The following is a 19,501-nucleotide window of genomic DNA, read 5'->3' on the forward strand; positions in this document are numbered from 1 at the left end:
CGTTCTAACGAATCATCAAGGTAGGCGAGCCAGACCGATCTGGCAAGAGCGACGGATTAGGAGAACGTTAAGGAATGACCTCATAGAACTCGCCCCACGGGGCGATCGGCGGACTTCCGTCCTGGCTGGCCGGTAACTTGGCGGGGCGAAGGACTCCTTGAGCGACCAGTTCGGCGAAGAAGTCGGGCGTGACGAACTCGGCGAAACCATAGTTGCCAGGGCTGCGAAAACGGGCGATTTCGTTCCAATTTACGTAGACATGGCTGACTTTGCGGGCCTTCAGGATCTCCTTGCGCTCGGCCGCGGACTTATCGAGCAGCCCAACCAGGGGAGAGGCGTCGAAGCAGGTGTGATAATGAATCGGAGTCTGCATATAGAAGACGTCCGCTTTCCCTTCGACGATCGCGCTTTTGCCGGCTGGAACCAGTTGAGCGAGGATCCCCGGATCAGGCCCGGCGTTCGCTTCTTTCAACAGCTGATAGTCGGTGAAGTAGAAGGTGGGCGCCAGGAACGACGTCTGCCAGTTGATCCAGAAGAAGCAAAGGAAGAGTCCAGCGCCGGCCAGCGAGTTGCAGACGATACGCCAACCAGCGGCCGAGGTCCGTGCGGCGGCGTAACCGGCCAGCAGCGCGACGACCGGCGCGAGCGGGATCAAAAAGCGATCATACCGATGCGTGAAGAGCCACCAGACGACGAAGTAGTAGACCGCGTAGAGAGCCAGTCGCCAGGCGACGGCGTCAGCAGGATTGCAATCGTCTTCGCTCGAAAGGAACTGCGGTTTCCAAACCGCGAGGCCGAATAGCACGATCCCCGCGATCGTCAGCGGCGTGAGAGCCACGTTGGTCCAGTCGCTGGCGTAGGCGACCTTCTTCATCGCGCTGATCAACATAGCCGGCGTCACGCTATTGCCACTGGCGTCGGTCGGAACGCGATGGGCCGCTTTCCACTGAGCGACTTGCTCCGGCGTCCGGATCGAATCGGGGAAGACTGAACCAGCCAGCGGATAAACCGGGTTGCCGGTGTAGACGACGTTCTTGATTAGCCAGGGTGCGAAGAGGAGCGTCACGCCGATGGTGAACGTGATCGCCGATTTGAAGTTCGGCCGCCAACCTTCGAGCAGAATCCAAGCTGCCAGCGGAAAGACGAGCAGCGGCAGCGCCGGATATTTACAAGCCGTCGCCATCCCGGCCATCAGTCCGGATAGCAGAGCCAGTCGCGGCAGCAGTTCCGGCTGATCGCTGTACTTCGTCTGAAACCACAAGATCGCTGCGAAGATCGCCGCCACCGTGTAAAAGGCCCAGACGCCGTCGACCAGTCCGTAAACGGCGACGAAGACGATCCAGGGAGTTCCGACCACCACGATCGCCGCGATCTGCCCGGCGTAGGAGCCGGTGAAACGTCGCGCCGCGCAGTAAGCGGCGAGTGCGGTTAGCGGAGCGTAGAAGCAGATCAGCGTCTTGCCGACCAGCGCGCCATAGAACCAGGCCTGATCGCTGGGCCACAAGGTCATCGGCAATAGGGCCAACATCTCGGCCCCCATCGGCAGACCGCTGTAGGCGTTGTACGACTCGACGGCGATGCGCCCGGTGGCGAGCCATTCGGTCGGCAGCCGCAGATGGTACTCCAGTACGTCATATTCATAGGGAGGCATCATCCCACCGAGCAGCGTGCAAATCACAATCGGCGCCGTAGCGGCGATCCAGATCCAAGGGAAAGGCTCACTCGCTGAAGGGGCTTTATCACGTGAGGCGCACTCACGATACCAATCGAAGCCGCCCCAACCGGCAAGTCCCGACAGCGGGAGAACGATCACCACCGGATAATGAAGCAGTCCGGCGAAGCCGATCGCAAACGTCCAGAGCGAAACGGCGGCCAGGCCGAGCGCGCTGGCGAAGACGAAGTTCTCTAGCCGCGACAACATTGAAGTCAGGCCGATCCGGCTCAAGAGACAACGACCGACGAGCGTAGCGATCAGCAGAATCAACCCCGCCAGCAGGAAGACCGGGGTCCGCTGCGTGAGGAAGGGAAGGGGATCGATTAGCAGATCGGCCCACGTTCCGAGCACCGCGGTGAAGTTGCCGAAGATCGTGAAGAGGACGGTCAGTCGATCGGCCGGCTCGCCCCGATAGACCGGCAGCGGCGACTGAAAGTAAATCAGCAGATAGCCGAAGCTGAGCAGGGCTAACAGCGCCGCAGGGGCGTACTTTTTCAGATCGCTTCCCTCAGAGGGCGAATCGTTGGTTGCTGCGGCTGGCGCCCCGGTTCGCTCGCGGCGAGATTTCTTCGACATGCGATTACGCTTCCTGCTCTTGTCGCTTCAGGTGGTCGAGCAGCGCGGCGCCGCGGGGAGAAATCTGATAGCCGGGGGAAAGGCTTTCGGTTAGCCCGAGCTGCTTCAGCTTGCGAATGTTCGTCTTGAGCCATTCCTTTTCGACGCGGAGCTGCTCGGCCAGGTCGCCGGCTTTCGTATTGGGATTTTGGTCGATCATCTCCAGAACGCGCTCGGTCCAGGCGCCATGCTTCGATGCGGCGTCGTACCGCTCCAGCTTTTTCAGGAGGAGAGTGAGATCGTCGGCTGAGAGGTCGTCTTCGCGGCGGAGTGCGATGCGGGGATCCTCGCCGGCCAAGCGGAAGCGGATCCGGTAGAGCGGGGCGTCTCGCTGCGTCGCCAGATTCGCTTTCAGCTGGGCGAGCGAATCGAACCCGGCCGCGACGGCGTGTCGACCGCTGATTTGCTCCGGCTCAACCGGCTTAACCTCTTCAATCGCCAGCACGCCGATCGAGGTCGTGAGCGTGCCCCCTGCTTTGACGGTAGGGCGTTTCCAGCGGCGAAAAGCGTAGGTGACCCGGCCGTCAGCGATCATTTCGAGGATGGATTGTTTAAAAAGCACGAAAAATCCGGGGAAAAGCCGCCGCTGACTTCGAGCGGATCATGAACTAAGATATCCAAATCGTATAAAGTTTTGATTCTAGCTCCGCTGGCCCGCCGCCGTTAGACCAAGCCTCTCCAAACATGTCAAATCAAGCACGTCTCGCTGGTATCTTTACGCCCAACATCGTTCCCCTCGACTCGCGGGGGGATATTAACGAGCCGGAACTGCGACGTTACGTCGATTGGCTGATCGAACGGGGCGTCCATGGACTTTACCCGAACGGCTCGACCGGCGAGTTTCTCCGCTTCACCGCGGAAGAGCGTCGCCGCATCATCGAGATTATGGCCGATCAGACCGCTGGCCGCGTCCCGATCTTGGCCGGCGCCGCCGAAGCGAACGTCCGTGAGACGATCAAGGCCTGCGAGAACTACTACGAATACGGTTGCCGCGCCGTGGCGATCGTCTCGCCGTTTTACTACAAGCTGACCCCGGCCGGCGTGTACGCCTACTTCAAAGAGATCGCCGACAACACGCCGATCGACGTCACGCTCTACAACATTCCGATGTTCGCCTCGCCGATCGACGTGCCGACGGTGCAGCGTCTGGCGGAAGAGTGCCCGAAGATCGTGGCGATTAAAGACTCGTCCGGCGACTTGCCTCACATGATGCGGATGATCGCGGCGGTCCGTCCGCTTCGTCCCGACTTCTCCTTCATGACCGGTTGGGACGCGGCGCTGATGCCGATGATGCTGATCGGTTGCGACGGCGGTACGAACGCGACCAGCGGGGTGGTTCCGGAGATTACCCGCAAGCTGTACGACCTGACCAAAGCGGGGCGGATCGACGAAGCTCGCGATCTGCAATACCGTCTGCTCACGCTGTTTGACGCGATGCTCTACAACAGCGAATTTCCGGAAGGGTTCCGCGCGGCGCTGGCGCTGCGCGGCTTCCAGCCGGGCAAAGGACGTCAGCCGCAATCGGAAAGCCAATTGCACGCGATCGATCAGCTCAAACGCGAACTGCAATGTTTGCTGGCGGCCGAAGGATTCGTCAACGAGCCGATCGGCGGTTGTGCGATCAAAGAAGAGATCGACTCGGACGAAGTCGCCCGGATCGTGCAGAACGTCGTCGGCGAGTTGAAGCGTCGCGGCCTGGCGTAAACGACTTGCTCGTCAAGAAACAAAAAGAAGCGTGCGGGAGCGTTCTCTCCGGCACGCTTTTTCCATTTCGAAACGTTACTTCGGCAGCTTGAGCCCCGGGATATCGAGCGCGAGCGGCTGATCCGATCGCCACTCAACTTCCAACGGCGAAGTGGTTGCGCTTCCATACTTCTTCGGCAGCAGGACCGGCGAACCGATCGACTCGACCGAAAAGCGGTACTTGCCTGGCGTCAGTACGAGCGGTCCAGCCGCGGCGGGCTGAACCAGCTCAAACGAACCATCCGCGGCGGTCGTGCCGAAGCCGATCGGCATATCCAGCCCATCGGCGCGAAAGACGTTGACCTGCATTTCGCCAAGCGGATTTCCGCTGGTGGTCAAAACGCCGGTCGTACCGCCGGTCACCGGGGTCGGGCCGCAGCCGACGAGCGTAACAAGCGCGAAGCTGGCCAGAATCAGCGAACGAATCATACGGCGGCGACCTCCGGCGATTGGGGATTGGAGAGGCCAAGCCAACTGCGAACGCCCGGCGAGCGACGCAGGACGAATCGTTCCGCCAGATAAACGGCGAGCAGGGAGGCCCCGAACAACGGAAGATAAACGGCTAGGCCGGCCACGATGACGATCAAGCCGAGCGAGAATCGGGGCGCGGCGCCAACAGCCGGCGCGCCAAGAACGCCTCGGTCGCGGCGGCGCCACCAGAGGATGACGCCGCTGGCGCTCAGCAGAATTAGACCGCTGGTCGTTACGACGCCGAGCAATTGATTCGGCCAGCCGAACAATTGCCCTTCGTGCAGTGCGATCCCGACCCCAACGACTTGATCGATCACGTGGCGATCGACGAAGTCTTGGCGGCTGGTCAATTCGCCGCTGGCGCCGTCGATCGTCAGGTCGGCCCGATAGGGACGGTTTTGCGTCATCGATTGCACTTTCCACTCGGTGGAGTTTCCACGCGGCGGCGAGATGATCACCGGCGGCGGCAAGTCAAGCGGCGTCGCCGCAGCGAAGACGCAATCCGCCGCGGTCAGATCGAGCTGCGCCGATTTGCCCGGCTCCTTTTCGGTGCGCGAGCGGCTGATCTGCCAATCCTGTCGCGCGACCGCCGTGCCGGTCCAATGGCGAACGTTACGGAAGTAGTTCCCCCAGAAGGTCGACCAGGGGAGACCGGAAAGGATCAGCACGATCGCAAAACCGGAGATCCAGATTCCGGACACGCTATGAATGTCGCGCCAGAAGATCTTCTGGCCGCCGGTCAGGCGAGGAAACAGCACGCCGCCAAGCCCGGTCCATTTGCGGGGCCACCACAAATAGAGCCCGGTAAAAATCAGGACCAGCGTCCAGCAGGCGGTCAGCTCGACCAGGTACGAACCTCGATTGCCGAGAAACAACTCGCCATGCAGGCGGCGGATGATCGCGATGAAGCGGTCCTCTTCCACCTTCTGGTCGAGCAGCTTGCCATCGGCGGGATCGACGTAGCAACGGATTCGTTCTCCTTGCCGGATGACGATGACCCTCGTCGCGGCGGTCGACGAAGCCGGCAACTCGAACGAGTGGAATCTGGCGCCCGGAATGGCGGCGAGGGTCGCTTCGATCTGCTTTGAAATCGGGAGAGACGCTGCGCCACTTGGCAATTGGTCGTAGGGCTTGTCGAGCCAAGACTCGATCTGCGGTTTGAACAAGTAGATCGTGCCGCTGATCGACAGCACGACCAAGATTGGTATTGAAAACAGGCCGGCGTAAAAATGCCACCGCCATACCGCGCGGTAGTCGGGCCAGGGCCGCTTGCGCGGCGCGTCTGGATTGTTCATGGGAGGTATATCAGGGAAGGGGAATGTTCGAGGGATGCGCAAGAGCGGAGCGGCGCGCTTCGTTTCCGAAACGCGCCGACCGCTGATAGCGAGACGATCGTCAGATCGGTCTAGAATTCACCCAGCACTTCGCCGCCGTTGACGCTATGCAAGGCGCGATGCGTCGTCAGGTCGATTGTGTTGGGGAGCAAACGAACCGAGCCGTCGCCGAAGGTGACGTTGGCGCCGCCGGGATGGTAACTACGCGGTGCGAAGTAACCGGTCCAATGCGTGACCACATCCGGAATGCGACTGTTGGGGGTGTGATAACCGTTGGTCATCGAATTGATGGCCCCGGTAAACGCCCACGACATTCCTCGTCCGCGGATCGCCGAGCTCTCGCCGCCGCGCCACGAGGTGAAGTCGGTCCAGAAGGTGGAGATGTCGGGATTGAAGATCAATCCGTCGCCGTTGGTGTAGCCGCTCCAACCTCCGCCGCTTCCCGGCAATCCCTGTTTGTTCGGATCCGGATTGCTGGAACTGACGCCGGACGATCCGTTCAGCGTGAACTGATACGGAAACGAGGGGGTCTGTCCGGCCGGCAAGGTCATGTCAGCGCCGACGCTGCGAACTGTTTCGCTCATCACGACGCTGTTGCTGGTCCCGTCGGTCATGTCGCGGAAGCCGGCCTTCGAGTACTGGTAGAAGATCCCGTCGGTCTTCTGCTTGAAATCGTAATTGAGTCCGGTCCCGCTGCCGAAGCTGACCATGTAGTTGATCGACCCATAGGTGTAGCCGGCCGACGTCGTTTGCGACGGCGCGGGATCACTGGGGCAGAGGAACAGTTCGAGCGGCGTGGCGAACGCGGTGGCGAAGGCCGGGTTCGGCGCCTTGCCGCTCCAGCCGCCGGTGAACGCCGCTTGAGCATAGTCGAGTTGGTCGTTCAAGTTTCCTTGCTCGACGAAGGGAAGCAGACGGGCCTGAACCGAAAAGTCGGTGTCGACCGTTCCGGCCATCGGGAAGACCTTGAAGGTCGACTCGTAGTTATGCAGGGCGAGTCCCATCTGCTTCAGGTTGTTGGTGCACGACATTCGCCGTGCCGCTTCGCGGGCCTGTTGAACGGCCGGCAACAGCAATGCGATCAAAACGCCGATGATGGCGATCACCACCAGCAGTTCGACCAAAGTAAAAGCGTGACGTTGTTTCATGTGTATGAAAATCGTGTGCGTGGATTGCGAATGGTAAGAACGCGCACGCGCAACAGTTAGCGCAAGCGCATACGGCGATAGCTTGAGAGCGCAGCTTCGTTGTGGGTAACGAAACGCGTGCTAGACCGTGATCGCATCCGGAGGGGGGCTGGCCGGCGGCAAAGCGAGCGTTGCCGACGTCGTATCGCAAAGGGTGAGATAGCCGCAGAACTCGAGTCGGGGGCTCCAGATGGGAGCGACCGGTTCGACGACTGAGCTAGAGAAGATCGCAAACAGTTCCGGCAAGCCGCCGCACTTGGCGATCGTGAAAAACGGGCCTTTATAAGGCGCCGACTCGGCCGGCGTCGTTTTCTCTTCTTTTGCGTCGCAGCAACTGCTCGACTTGGCCGCACAGCAGCTTTTTGTTTTACCCGCACAGCACGACGCGACTTGTTTGGTCGCGCAGCAGCTCGATTTTTTCGACGCTTTCACGATCGCCGCTTCCTGCATCAGCCGGGCGACGATGTTCTGGGGAGGGGTGACGTCGTTCGCTTCGGCCCAGGCCAGCCGCTCTGCGGGCGTGTTGCAGCAGCAGTTGTTCCAGCAGGTATAGGCGTCGCGGCAACCGCAACTTCCTCCCTGGCAGGGGAACGGAATCGAAACGTCTTGCGGGACGAATCCGTGGAAGCGGACCCCGAACGAGAGAAAGACGATGTTGGCGATCAAGAGGGCCGAAATCAGGCTTCGCCGGCGCAGCACGAAACGACTGCCGGCCAATTGCCGCAGACCGCTTCCCCAGCTGGCGAGACGCCCTAACACCTCTAACCCCTCCGATCGGATTAATTGACTGAGCGTAACTGCTGCCTGCGGTGCTGGCAACTGCGGCGAATTGTCGCAGGGGGGGCGCCAAAAGCGGAGGCGTTAAAGTCCCCGCAGCTTCTCGCATCATCAAATCAGCGTCCGGATATGCCAATGGCGCCGGTCGCTAGCAAAGGGAGGATTCGTCTAAAGATGCCGAAATTGCGGGATTGATGGAGCAGGTATGCCACGTTTGCCGAAAAGACTTCGAGGACAACCGGTTCTGCGGGATGGGTTGTGATTGACAACGACGGGTTCACCCGTGGTCTCGTCATCACGACGCTCCCTGGGGATCGTTGACGACCAATAAGTTTGACGACCCGAGGAAAGGACGGCGATGCTGCATCGCTGGACGAAACAGATCGTAGTGACGCTAAGCTGCGTCGCGCTTGCGCTCAACGGCTGTTCGTTGCGGTGCTGGCGGCTCTATGACTGTCCTGATCCTCCTGCGTACGACGAAGATCTGATCGCGAAGTACGCCGGTCGCGGGTTGACGATCGAAGACCCGGTTCCGAACGCTTGCGAAGACGACTTTCTGCCGAGCGTTCCGGTCTCGCCCGATGCGGCGGTCAGCGGCGAAGTGAAATACGCCAACATCTCTTTGCAAGAAGCGGTGGAGACGGCGCTGGCCAACTCGCAGGTCATGAAAGACCTTGGCGGCGTCCTTCGCAGTCCTGAAGCGCTGGAAACGATCTACGATCCGGGCCGCGTTTACACCGACGGTCGCTTCGGCGAAGAGGCGGCTCTGAGCGCGTTTGACGCCAGCTTCGGCGCTTCGGCCTACTTTGAACAAAACGACTACGGCGTGAACAACGTCACGGTCGGTCAGAACGGTCTGTTCAAACAAGACTACAACAACTACGAGATCTCGCTGCAGAAGAAGAGCGTCACCGGCGCCACCTTTACGTTGCGCAACGTCACGCAGTACGACAATAACAACCAGGAAGCGTCGTTCATCACCAACCCGTTCGTCTTCGGGCAATCATGGACGAACTACGCCGAAGCTCAGTGGCGCCAACCGTTGATGCAAGGCGCCGGCGTCATGTACAACCGCATCGCCGGTCCGAACGGCGAGCCGGGCTTCGCCAACGGCGTGTTGGTCGCTCGCACGCGAACCGACATCAGCCTGGCCGAGTTTGAAATCGCGGTGCGTAACCTGGTCAGCGACGTCGAAAACGCCTACTGGGACCTCTACTACGCCTATCGCGACCTTGACGCCAAGGTCGAGGCTCGCGACAACGCCCTCCGCGTCTGGCAGAACGTTCAGGCCAACGCCGGTCAAGGACGCCGCACCGCCGACCAGGAAGGTCAGGCCCGCGAACAGTACTATCGCTTTGAGTCGGAAGTGATCAACTCGCTGCATGGCCGTTTGACGCCGCGCACGCAAACCAACTACGGCAGCTCGGGCGGTACGTTCGTGCAGACCGGCGGCGTTCGCGTGTCGGAACGTCGCTTGCGCGTGATCATGGCGGTCGACATTAACGGTCCGCAACTGCTGCGTCCGTCGGAGGATCCGCCGGTGGCGAAGGTGAAGTTCGACTGGGATGCGATCGCGCTGGAAGCGGTGGCTCGTCGCCCGGAACTGCGTCGTCAGAAATGGGTCATCAAGCAGAAAGAGCTGGAACTGCTGGCGAACAAGAACTTCCTGAAGCCGAATTTGGACCTGGTCGCTCGCTATCGTCTCCGCGGCTTCGGCAAAGACCTGTGGGGCTACGATCAGCCGCAGTACGACAATGCGATTCAAAGCATGATGGACGGCGACTTCCAAGAGTATCAAATGGGGGTCGAGTTCGACATGCCGATCGGCTTCCGCCGCGGTCATGCCGCCGTCCGAAGTTCGGAACTCGCCTTGGCTCGCGAAAAAGCGATCCTCCGCGAGCAAGAAAACTTCATCATGTACGGCTTGAGCAACACGTACGGCGAAATCGAACGTGCTCACCAGGTGATGGAAGCGCAGTTCAATCGTCGCGAAGCGGCCTACGCCCAGCAGCGTGCGGTCGAAGCTTCGCACGAAGCCGGTTTCGCACCGCTCGACCTGCTGCTCGAAGCGCAACGCCGCGTGATCGACGCCAACATCCTGTTCTATCAGGCTCGCGTCGACTACGCCCAAGCGATCAAGAACGTCCACTACGAAAAAGGGTCGTTGCTTGAGCACAACAACATCTTCATGACCGAAGGGCCGTGGCCGCAAAAGGCGTACTACGACGCGCTGCAGCGTGATATGAACAAGCGGCACGCGTTGACCAACTTCGTGATCAACGACGCTTTGATCGGCACGAAGGACCGCCCGTCGTTCCCGCTGGAACCGGCCAAAGAGCCGTACAAAGGAACGCCGATCTTTGAAGGTCCGGCTTTCCCCGAAACGTCAGACGCGGAACCGGCGATGCCCGAGAACCCGCTCCGCAAAGAGCAGAGCGAAGCGTCTGCGGTCCAGCCGGCGTCGATGAACGCTCCGATTGGGCAGGACGTCTCGGCCCGCGTGATTGAAGCGTTTGGCGACGAGAATATTGACTTTGGCGGCGACGAAGAGGTCCACTCTCCCGTTTGGATCCATCGCGAACCAGCTTCCGGTCGTGCGGCGGTTGATCGTCCCGCCGTCGGCCCTGCTATCGCCGCTCAACCGAAAGCGAATCAGGCGATGATCGCTCCCCCTTCCGTCAAACGCCCGGCGCCGGCGCAGGAAACTGCTCCCGAACAGGAAGTGAACTTCAGCGGCGAATCGGCGACCGATTCGGCCTTCTGGATCAATCGCTAACCGCGGCTTTCTATGCTCCGCGCTGTATCCAGCACGAGGGATGCTGCGTCATCCCGATGTGCGGATAGTACTCCACCGCCTTTGGCGCCGAAAGCAGGATCAGGGTCGTCTTTAGGCCGCCGGCTTCGTGAGTTCTCCGAATCAACTGCTTACCAATTCCTTGCCGCTGGTAGGCGACGTCGACCGCCAGGTCCGACAGGTAAGTGCAGTAGTTGTAGTCGGTCACCGCCCGGGAGATGCCGACCAGCAGTTCGCCATCGCGGGCCGTGACAATCAAATCGGCGTGGCGGAGCATCCCTTCGATCCGGTCCGGATCATCGACGGGGCGGCGTTCGGCCAAGGTCGAACGATGGAGCAGGTCCAAGAATTCGGCGGCGGTGAGATCGGGTTCGAGTTGGTAGGAAAGCATGATGCGAGACGTCCGGGGAAGGTGGTGAAGCCTCATAGTAGCCCGAAGCGCCAGCGAGGGAAATGCGGTCGCAAGAAGATGTCCAGCGGGGAACTGATCGAAACCCAAGCTTCTCAATTCAACGCGAATGGCCGGCCGCATTTCCCTCGCTGGCGCTTCGGGCTACTATGAGAAATACGGCGTGCGGTCGCAAGAAACGAAAAGAGGGCGGCCCTGCTGATGACCGCCCTCGACGTGCGCTAGTTGGAATGATCGGCGACTTACAAGATCTCGTAAGCGAAGTCTCCCGTTTCGCCGACCGTGACGTTGACGCCGCCGATCTCGCCCCCTTCGGCCATCCGGGCGAGGAACTCCGACGAGAGTTCCGGCAGCAGCGTGCGGGTCAGGATCTTGTCGACGTTGCGAGCGCCGGTGTCGACTTCGGTGCAGCGAGCGGCGATCGCGTCGACCAGTAGATCGGTGTAGTCGAACGAAGCGTTGTAGTTTTCTTTCACCCGCTTGCCGACCTTCTTCAGCTTCAAGCGAACGATCTGCTTCATCACGTCGTCGGCCAGCGGGAAGTAAGGGATCACGCTGACGCGGCCGAGGAACGCCGGTTTGAACGTCTTCAGCAGCTCGTCATGCAGCGCTTCGCCCAACTGTTCGGGGCTCGGCTGACGCTGAGGATCGCGGCAGAGCTGCATGATCAGGTCGGTGCCTGCGTTCGACGTCATGATGATGACGGTGTTCTTGAAGTCGATGTCACGTCCTTCGCCATCCTTCATGTGACCTTTGTCGAAGACCTGATAGAAGATGTCCTGGACGCCGGGGTGAGCCTTTTCCATTTCGTCGAGCAAGATCACGCTGTACGGCTTGCGACGGACCGCTTCGGTCAGGACGCCACCTTCGCCGTAACCGACGTAGCCGGGAGGGGAGCCCATCAGCAGCGAAACTTTGTGCTCTTCCTTGAACTCCGACATGTTGATCGTGGTCAGGTTTTGCTCGCCGCCGTAAAGCAAGTTGGCCAGCGTCAGGGCCGTTTCGGTCTTACCGACGCCGCTTGTTCCGGCCAGCAAAAAGATGCCGATCGGACGGCTCGGATCGTCGAGGTGAGCCCGAGAGGTGCGGATGCTTTCGGCGATCTGGTTCATCGCGTGCGACTGACCGACGACCGCTTCTTCCATCAGGTTTTGCAAGTTCATCACCGTCTTGATCTCGTTGGAGACCATGCGGCCGACCGGGATGCCGGTCCAAGCGGCGACCGTTTCGGCCACCGCGGCGGCGTCGCAGCAAACGTGGACCAGCGGGTCTTCCCCTTGGGCTTCTTCCAGTTCGCTGTGGGTCGCTTGGATTTGCGAGCGGATGTCGGCCCGCTCTTCATCGGTCAACAAGACCGGCGGCTCTTCTCCTTCTTTGACCGGAACGCCGCGGAGAGCGTCGTCGTCGATCAGCTGTTTTTGCAGGTCGCGAATCTTGAAGACCAACTCTTTTTCGTTCGCCCAGCGTTCGTTCAGTTTTTCAAGCCGTTCGGTTTCGGTCGCGCGAGTCGCTTCCAGGTCGGCGATCGCGGCGGTGTGATCTTCGGCGCCGGCCGCCATTTCTCGTTCCAGAATCGCAATCTCGGTCGTCAGCTGTTCGATGTGACGATGGGCGTCTTCGATTTCGGGCGGAGTCGAGTTCTGGCTCAGACCAATGCGGGCACACGTGGTATCGAGCAGGCTGACCGCCTTGTCCGGCAGCTGGCGGCCGCTGATGTAGCGGTTCGAAAGTTTGACCGCCGCTTCGACCCCTTCATTCAGAATGCGAACGGCATGATGCTTTTCGAGGGTCGCGACCAGACCGCGCATCATGTCCATGCACTTCGGCTCGCTCGGCTCTTCGACTTTGACCACTTGGAAGCGGCGAGCCAGAGCGGCGTCACGTTCAAAGTACTTCTTGTATTCAGCCCAGGTCGTCGCGGCGATGGTGCGGAGTTCGCCGCGAGCGAGCGCCGGCTTCAGCAAGTTGGCGGCGTCCCCTTGTCCGGCTTGTCCGCCGGCGCCGATCATGGTGTGAGCTTCGTCAATGAACAGGATGATCGGTTTCGGCGAGCTTTTGACTTCTTCGATGACCGACTTCAACCGGTTTTCAAATTCCCCTTTGACCCCGGCGCCCGCTTGCAACAGCGCTAGGTCCAGCGAGCGGATCGAAACGTTGGCCAGCACTTCCGGCACGTCGCCGGCGGCGATGCGGAGAGCGAAGCCTTCGACGACGGCGGTTTTGCCGACGCCCGCTTCACCGGTGAGGATCGGGTTGTTCTGGCGACGGCGGCAGAGGATGTCGACGATCTGGCGGATTTCGTCATCGCGGCCGAGGACCGGATCGATGGCGCCACTCTTGGCGCGTTCGGTCAGGTCGACCGTAAATTGGTCGAGCGACGGTGTCTTCGACGGCTTCTTCGGTTTGCCGTCGGTCGCGGCGTCGGCCTTTTCGGACTTGGTGGTCGATTCGTCGGTATCGGCGGTGATGCTGAGAAGTTCTCGTTTTAGCGATTCGACCGAGATCTTGCCGAGAGCCGACGAGCTGCCGACGATCGCACGATTGGAGTTTTCGTCGCTGAGCAGGGCCAGCATGATGTGCCCGGTGCGGACCGCCGGTTCCCCATATTCGATCGAAGCCAACAGCCAGGCGTCGCGAGCCAGGTCGACGACGGCCGGAGCGATGCTCGGCGGACGGCCGTTGCCGGTCTTGAAGCGGTCGATGGCGCGGGTCAGCTCGGTGGTGAACTGAGTCCGGTCAATTTCGTAATGCTTCAGGATCGCTTCCAGGTCGGTAAACGGGGCTTCCAGCATCTTGGTAAGCCAGTGTTCGACCTCAATGTTGTAGTTGGTCCGCGACAGGCAAAGCCCGGCAGCTGATTCAAGAGCGCCACGGCAGACCGGGTTCAGTTTGCCGACGAGTGATTTCAGATTGAGTCCGGACATCAGGCGGCTTTCGCGTCTGGGAGGGAGGTTGGCGTGTCGTCGCGGGGGGCGCAAGATGCGCCTTCGGGAGTGTAGGATCACATCGACGTACGGGGCGAAATTGCATCCCCGGGCGATTCGCTTCCTACCAGAATGGGCGCCGACTAGGCGGGTTGGGAGGGTTGTGCCGACCAAATGTCGACTGCAGGCAACAGGTTTTCAGAAAGCGGCGTTTGGCCGAGCGACATGTGAATATATTGGAACCTGTCAGGCGACGTGATTTCCCCTCGTCAGGACTGACCATTATCATGCATGCTCACGGATGCGCGGCGAGGAACGCCGCCGCACAAAGAGGCTCCGGTCTGGGTAGGACGTCCAGCCGCTACGCCACTTTTTAGTCCGCTTATGTCTTCCGAGTCCCCAATTTCGGTCCGCACGGCTGAGGACGCTCGCCGGCAACTTGATTCGCTGTTGGACGAACTGGCTGATCTGGCCGAAGGTGCGTCCTCACCGGAAGAGTTTTGGCCAGAGCTGCTATCGCGGCTGATCTTCGCCGCTTCGGCCCAGGGCGCCGCCATCTGGCAACTGGGCGCTTCACGTCGTCTCCAACCCTTATATGAACAAGGGTTCGACAAGGTCTATTCCGCCCCCCAGCGCGACGTCGCGATTGATATCGACGCCTGTTCGCTGGAAGCGGCGCTTCGCAAGCCGAAAGCCTCGGCGATCGTCAGCGGCGGAGAGTCAGGGGGCCAGACTCGTTTGATGCTGGCCGTGCCACTTGAGACGGTCGCTCGTACGAGCGCCCTCTTGGTGCTGTATCAACCGGCCGATTTGCCGGCAGTGACTCAAAACGGACAGCTGCGGCTACTCGACGCGTTTGGCGAGATTGCCGTTCATTTTCAAGAGCGGCGGCTATTGGCCGATTTCGCCGGCGCCGAACAGAACTGGAAGAATCAACTTTACTTTGCTCGCGACGTCCATCGTGAACTCGACGTCCAGCGGACTTGCTACCGCATCGCCAACGACGGCCGCTTGGCGCTCGACGCCGATCGGGTCAGCGTCGCCGAGTGGGATGGCCCCGCCGCCTACATCCAAGCGATCAGCGGCATCGACGTGATCAATCGTCGCGCCGCCGTGGTACGCAAACTAGAACGACTGGCGACCGCCGTCGCCAAGCAGAAACAACCGATCATCTTCCGCGGCGATCGCGAAAACCTGCCGCCGCAAATCGAAGACGCGCTGGTCGACTATCTGGAAGAGTCGCCGGCTCGACTGCTGATCGCGGTACCGTTGGTCCGTGAGGAAGAGCACGAGGAAGAAGAGGAAGCGACGGCGGAAGGGACGCTGGTCGGCGTGATGATCGTCGAACAGCTGGAAGCGACCGAGGTCGAACGACTGTTGTCGCGAACCCGTAGTCTGGCCGAAACGGCGAGTATTGCGCTCGATAACGCCCAACGTTACGAAAAGCTGCCGCTGCGAGGCGTGATGCAGTTCGTCGGGATGGTGCTTGCCCAATTTGGTTGGCGGAAGCTATCGCGCACGATGCGTTACGTACTGCCGGTCTTGCTCGTCTTGTTGGCGACCTGGCTGATTCCGGCGCGATTTGAAATCGATGTTCGTGGGCAATTGCAGCCAGAAGTCGAACGCCAGTTGTTCGCGCCGCTCGACGGTTATGTCGATGAGATCTTGGTGAAGCATGGGCAAATGGTTGACGCCGGCGAGGTGGTCGCCAAGCTTCGTTCGCCCGACTTGGAACTGAAACAAACCGAAACGGCAGGTCTACTCGCCGCCGCACAGTCGGAGCTCGACGCGGTCCGTGTCGAACGGACGCAGAACACCCGCCGTGACGATGATCGCCGCGACAATCGGAGCGCCGATCGCGATCAGCTGTCAGCCGACGAGATTCGCCTGACGCGGCGGATCGCCAACTTGCAGGAGCAACTGCTGCTGCTCGACAAGCAACAGCAAAGTCTGACGCTGACCGCGCCGGTCGCCGGGCAGATTCTGAGCTGGGACATTGATGAAACGCTTCAGGCCCGCCCGGTATCGCGGGGCGATTCGCTGCTGAAAGTCGCGGAAGTGGATGGCCCGTGGGTTCTGAAGCTGGAAGCGGCCGACCGCCGAACCAAGCATATTCTCGACGCCCAAGCGGCGACGAAACAAGAACTGCCGATCACCTTTCACCTGGTCAGCGAACCAGGCGTCAAACATCAAGCGAAGCTGACCGAGGTTTCGCAGGTGATTGACGTTGGGAGCGAGACCGACGAACCGGCGGCGCTGCTGACCGCCAGCTTTGACAAGACGGAGATCGATTTCCTGCGACCCGGCGTTTCGGTTTCGGGCCGCGTCGATTGCGGAACGCGCAGCTTGGCATACGTCTGGACGCACGAACTTTGGGAAGCGGTACGCCGCCGCCTTTTCTGGTAACTGACGACATGAAACGAATCCTGACTTGGACCTTGGCGATCGCCGCTCAGATCTCTTCGCCGGTTGCGGCCGCGGATATTTCGGTCAACTCGACGCTGCTCAAAATCATTGAGACGGTCGAAGTGCCGGCGCAACAGGCCGGAGCCCTCGATAAGGTCAACGTCCGCGAAGGAACGATCGTCGATCGGGGCGAGTTGCTCGCGCATATCGCCGACAAAGAGATGGAGTTGGAACTGGTCGCGAAGAAGGCGGAGCACGCGATCGCCCAGCGGGAAGCGGAGAACGACGTCAATATCCGCTTCTCGAAGAAGTCGCTCGAAGTCTCGCAGGCCGAATTGCAACGAGCCTTGGACGCGATCGCCAACTTTCCGAACGCCGTGACGCAGACCGAGCTCGATCGTCTCCGTCTATTGGCGGAGAAGAACCGGCTGGAAATTGAACAATCGAGCGAACAGCAAGAGATCGCCAAGCTGACCGCCAATCTGAAAGAAGCGGAAGCGGCGATCACCGGCGAACGTCTCGCCAAGCACAAGATCGTCGCGCCGATCGAAGGGATGGTCGTCCATGTCTTTCGTCGCGAGGGGGAATGGGTCGACATCGCCGATCCGGTGGTGAAGATCGTCCGGATTGATCGCCTGCGAGCGGAAGGGTTCGTGCGGAGCGACGAAGCGGCGATCGGATTGCAAGATCGCGCGGCGACGGTGCGCGTTTCGCTGCCTGGAAGCGATCCGTTGGTAGTGCCGGGAAAGGTGATCTTCGTCGATCCGGAAGTCGACCCGGTTAACGGCGACGTTCGCGTCTGGGTTGAAATTGATAACGCGGATTTGAAACTCCGCCCTGGTTTGCGGGTCGAAATGTCGATCTCGACCGATGAGATGGCTGACGACGCCAAAACCCCGGCGGCCGCAGAAGTCTCGGTGGAAAAGTAAACGGTGGGCGCTTCGCTGAACGTACGCATTCGTCCCGATCTGAAGATCGTTCGCCAGCAGGGAACGCTTGAGCCCCGCTTTGTGGTGAAGGATCCGGTGACGCTGCGCTACTTCTATTTCGGCGAGCATGAGATGTTCATCTTGCGGCGGCTCGACGGGCAAATGTCGGTCGCCGAAATTCAAGACGCGTACCAAGAAGAATACGCTCCGCTGAAGATTCGCCCGGTCGAGATTACGTCGTTCTGTCATTCGCTGCATGCCCGCGGTCTGGCGATCGCCGGAGTGACGGGACAATCCAAGCAACTGCTGGAACGAGCCGAGCAACAGCGACTGTGGCGATGGTCGACGGCGCCGTTGTCGGTCCTTTCGATCCGCTTGCCCGGCGTCGATCCTGATCGAGCGCTCGACGCGATCGCTCCCTACTTCGCGTGGCTCTTTCACCGGACGACGGTCATGACCGTGCTGGTGATCGCCAGCGCCCTGATGCTGATGGGGCTGCTGCATGTCGAAGAGATCTTGCAGCGGATGCCGACGGTGCAGTCGCTATTTCAAGGCGAGAATCTCCTTTGGATGGCGCTCGCGCTGGCGATGGTCAAGATTCTGCATGAGCTGGGACACGCGCTGGCCTGTAAACATTTCGGGGGCGAGTGTCATCAGATCGGCGTGATGCTGTTGGCGTTTGTTCCCTGTATGTACTGCGACGTGTCGGACGCGTGGCTGTTGCCTGACCGGAAGCGGCGGATGTTCGTCTCGGCGGCCGGGATGTACGTCGAACTGATCGTCGCGTCGTTCTGTGCGGTGCTGTGGTATTTCAGCGAACCGGGGATCGTGCAGTCGATTTGCTTTAGCGTGATGCTGGTTGCGAGCGTCAGTACGCTGTTGGTAAACGGCAACCCTTTGATGCGGTACGACGGGTATTACATCTTCGCCGACTGGGTCGACGTGCCGAACTTGTCGCAGCAAGCGAGCGAAGCGATTCAGCGTCCGCTGGTTCGATTCTTCACACGTCAGGAGCTGAATGAGGCGCCGCTCGACGCGAATCCTCGCTTCTTACGCACGTATGGGATCGCCGCCCTGGTGTACCGGACGATGGTGATCGGGTTTCTCGTCTGGTTCGTCTATAAAATGTTGAAGGCCAACGATCTGGCGCCGCTGGGCGATACGGTCGTGGTCTTGGTGGTCGCCGGCTTGCTGTTTCAGCCGGCGATCGGACTTTTCCGCTGGTGGAACCGACCAATGGCGATGCGTGAGATTCGAGGAAAACGCCTGGCGATTGCGGCGGTCGTGATCAGCGCTTTGCTTCTAGGTGCATCGCAGATCCGTTGGGCCGCACGCGTACAATCGCCGGTCCTGGCGCAGTTGGCCGACTCGCAGCGGATCTATGTGCCGGTCGAAGGTCGGATCGAATCGACCGTGGCCGCCGGCGATCATGTCATTGCCGGCGAAACGCTCGCTCAACTGGTCAACGACGATATCCAACTGCGTCGGGTCGAACTGACCGGCGATTTGAACGAACAGCGACAGCATGTCGAAAACCTTCATCGCCAGGTGAATAACGATCGCACCGTCGCCGCCCAGATCCCGGCCGCCGAAGCGGTGCTCGCCGACTTGCAGCGGCAACTCGACGTAGTGAGCCGCGACGCGGAGCGACTGACGATTAAGGCGCCGAGCGACGGCGTCGTCCTCCCACCGCCGCTTCGCGTAGAAGCGGGGCAATCGCAGCGTCAACTGCCGACCTGGAAAGGGACGCCGCTGGAGGAGAAGAATCGCGGCGCGTTGATGCAGCGGGGAGACTTGCTCGCGATCGTCGCCGAGTCGGACCGGATCGAAGCGCAGCTGCTGATTCATCAGCGCGACGTCGACCTGGTGAACGTGGGAGACAACGTCGAGCTCCTCTTCGACGGTTTGACCGGTGCGGCGGTTCGAGGACGGATCGTCGAGATCTCACGCGACGAGATTGTCGACGCTCCCCGTAACTTGGCGCAAGGAGCGGAACTGCCGGTCGAAGAGGGGGAAGCGGGAGAAATGTCGCTGGTCGAACGATCGTATCAAGCGACGGTCGAACTCGAGTCGGTACCGACGAAGCTGCTGCCCGGCACACGCGGCAAAGCGGTTGTGCTCGGCCGGTCTCTTTCTTTAGGCCAGCGAATCTCGCGCTGGATCAGCGGCAACTTCCGTTTCGAGTTGTAGCCAGCGTT

General features: G+C 60.6%; 13 protein-coding genes. 5 read left to right on the forward strand and 8 right to left on the reverse strand.

Features of this window, described 5'->3' with window-relative positions:
* Positions 1 to 67 precede the first annotated feature (67 nt).
* On the reverse strand, positions 68 to 2,290 hold the full coding sequence (locus LOC68_RS21455) for an ArnT family glycosyltransferase (protein WP_230222536.1): 2,223 nt from the start codon (positions 2,288 to 2,290) through the stop codon (positions 68 to 70).
* A 4-nt stretch (positions 2,291 to 2,294) separates the two neighbouring features.
* The gene (locus tag LOC68_RS21460) at positions 2,295 to 2,891 is read right to left on the reverse strand and encodes a hypothetical protein (RefSeq protein ID WP_230222537.1); all 597 of its coding nucleotides are present in this window, start codon (positions 2,889 to 2,891) and stop codon (positions 2,295 to 2,297) included.
* Positions 2,892 to 3,013: 122 nt separating this feature from the next.
* On the opposite strand from LOC68_RS21460, the gene LOC68_RS21465 reads away from it, so the two are divergent.
* Positions 3,014 to 4,033, forward strand: a complete 1,020-nt coding sequence (locus LOC68_RS21465) for a dihydrodipicolinate synthase family protein (protein WP_230222538.1) — start codon at positions 3,014 to 3,016, stop codon at positions 4,031 to 4,033.
* A 75-nt stretch (positions 4,034 to 4,108) separates the two neighbouring features.
* Here the strand turns inward: LOC68_RS21465 and LOC68_RS21470 are convergent, their stop codons facing one another.
* The 4 genes from LOC68_RS21470 to LOC68_RS21485 all read right to left on the reverse strand — a co-directional run bounded on the left by LOC68_RS21470 (position 4,109) and on the right by LOC68_RS21485 (position 7,823).
* Entirely contained in the window at positions 4,109 to 4,501 is a 393-nt protein-coding gene (locus tag LOC68_RS21470) for a hypothetical protein (RefSeq protein ID WP_230222539.1), read from the reverse strand.
* Positions 4,498 to 5,838, reverse strand: a complete 1,341-nt coding sequence (locus tag LOC68_RS21475; protein WP_230222540.1) for a PepSY-associated TM helix domain-containing protein — start codon at positions 5,836 to 5,838, stop codon at positions 4,498 to 4,500. The genes LOC68_RS21470 and LOC68_RS21475 overlap by 4 nt, the downstream gene beginning before the upstream one ends.
* A 110-nt stretch (positions 5,839 to 5,948) precedes the next feature.
* Positions 5,949 to 7,025: a DUF1559 family PulG-like putative transporter gene (locus LOC68_RS21480; RefSeq protein WP_230222541.1), complete on the reverse strand. Its 1,077-nt coding sequence runs from the start codon at positions 7,023 to 7,025 to the stop codon at positions 5,949 to 5,951.
* 120 nt (positions 7,026 to 7,145) lie between these two features.
* Positions 7,146 to 7,823 carry a hypothetical protein gene (locus LOC68_RS21485; protein ID WP_230222542.1) on the reverse strand — a complete coding sequence of 226 codons (678 nt, stop codon included), beginning with the start codon at positions 7,821 to 7,823 and terminating at the stop codon, positions 7,146 to 7,148.
* Between the two features lie 376 nt (positions 7,824 to 8,199).
* On the opposite strand from LOC68_RS21485, the gene LOC68_RS21490 reads away from it, so the two are divergent.
* Positions 8,200 to 10,617, forward strand: a complete 2,418-nt coding sequence (locus tag LOC68_RS21490) for a TolC family protein (protein WP_230222543.1) — start codon at positions 8,200 to 8,202, stop codon at positions 10,615 to 10,617.
* Positions 10,618 to 10,627: 10 nt separating this feature from the next.
* Here LOC68_RS21490 and LOC68_RS21495 read toward each other — a convergent pair whose 3' ends face one another.
* Both LOC68_RS21495 and tssH read right to left on the reverse strand, forming a co-directional pair.
* Positions 10,628 to 11,026: a GNAT family N-acetyltransferase gene (locus LOC68_RS21495; protein ID WP_230222544.1), complete on the reverse strand. Its 399-nt coding sequence runs from the start codon at positions 11,024 to 11,026 to the stop codon at positions 10,628 to 10,630.
* Positions 11,027 to 11,286: 260 nt separating this feature from the next.
* Positions 11,287 to 13,968: a type VI secretion system ATPase TssH gene (tssH, locus tag LOC68_RS21500; RefSeq protein WP_230222545.1), complete on the reverse strand. Its 2,682-nt coding sequence runs from the start codon at positions 13,966 to 13,968 to the stop codon at positions 11,287 to 11,289.
* Between the two features lie 384 nt (positions 13,969 to 14,352).
* On the opposite strand from tssH, the gene LOC68_RS21505 reads away from it, so the two are divergent.
* From LOC68_RS21505 to LOC68_RS28640, 3 genes are read left to right on the forward strand one after another with little or no spacing between them, the layout of a single operon-like run.
* On the forward strand, positions 14,353 to 16,374 hold the full coding sequence (locus LOC68_RS21505; RefSeq protein ID WP_230222547.1) for an efflux RND transporter periplasmic adaptor subunit: 2,022 nt from the start codon (positions 14,353 to 14,355) through the stop codon (positions 16,372 to 16,374).
* 8 nt (positions 16,375 to 16,382) lie between these two features.
* Positions 16,383 to 17,303 (forward strand): efflux RND transporter periplasmic adaptor subunit, encoded by a 921-nt coding sequence (locus tag LOC68_RS21510; RefSeq protein ID WP_230222549.1) that lies wholly within the window; start codon positions 16,383 to 16,385, stop codon positions 17,301 to 17,303.
* Between the two features lie 3 nt (positions 17,304 to 17,306).
* Positions 17,307 to 19,493, forward strand: a complete 2,187-nt coding sequence (locus tag LOC68_RS28640; RefSeq protein ID WP_230222551.1) for an HlyD family efflux transporter periplasmic adaptor subunit — start codon at positions 17,307 to 17,309, stop codon at positions 19,491 to 19,493.
* Positions 19,494 to 19,501 lie beyond the last annotated feature (8 nt).

Origin of the sequence: Blastopirellula sediminis, from assembly GCF_020966755.1 — a bacterium.
Lineage (GTDB): Bacteria > Planctomycetota > Planctomycetia > Pirellulales > Pirellulaceae > Blastopirellula > Blastopirellula sediminis.

Excerpts from the sequence above, each read along its gene's own strand:
- LOC68_RS21490 (WP_230222543.1), top strand. The coding sequence starts at position 8,200 with ATGCTGCATCGCTGGACGAAACAGATCGTAGTGACGCTAAGCTGCGTC.
- LOC68_RS21505 (WP_230222547.1), top strand. The coding sequence starts at position 14,353 with ATGTCTTCCGAGTCCCCAATTTCGGTCCGCACGGCTGAGGACGCTCGC.
- LOC68_RS21475 (WP_230222540.1), bottom strand. The coding sequence starts at position 5,838 with ATGAACAATCCAGACGCGCCGCGCAAGCGGCCCTGGCCCGACTACCGC.
- LOC68_RS21480 (WP_230222541.1), bottom strand. The coding sequence starts at position 7,025 with ATGAAACAACGTCACGCTTTTACTTTGGTCGAACTGCTGGTGGTGATC.
- LOC68_RS21470 (WP_230222539.1), bottom strand. The coding sequence starts at position 4,501 with ATGATTCGTTCGCTGATTCTGGCCAGCTTCGCGCTTGTTACGCTCGTC.
- LOC68_RS21455 (WP_230222536.1), bottom strand. The coding sequence starts at position 2,290 with ATGTCGAAGAAATCTCGCCGCGAGCGAACCGGGGCGCCAGCCGCAGCA.
- LOC68_RS21465 (WP_230222538.1), top strand. The coding sequence starts at position 3,014 with ATGTCAAATCAAGCACGTCTCGCTGGTATCTTTACGCCCAACATCGTT.
- tssH (WP_230222545.1), bottom strand. The coding sequence starts at position 13,968 with ATGTCCGGACTCAATCTGAAATCACTCGTCGGCAAACTGAACCCGGTC.
- LOC68_RS21510 (WP_230222549.1), top strand. The coding sequence starts at position 16,383 with ATGAAACGAATCCTGACTTGGACCTTGGCGATCGCCGCTCAGATCTCT.
- LOC68_RS21495 (WP_230222544.1), bottom strand. The coding sequence starts at position 11,026 with ATGCTTTCCTACCAACTCGAACCCGATCTCACCGCCGCCGAATTCTTG.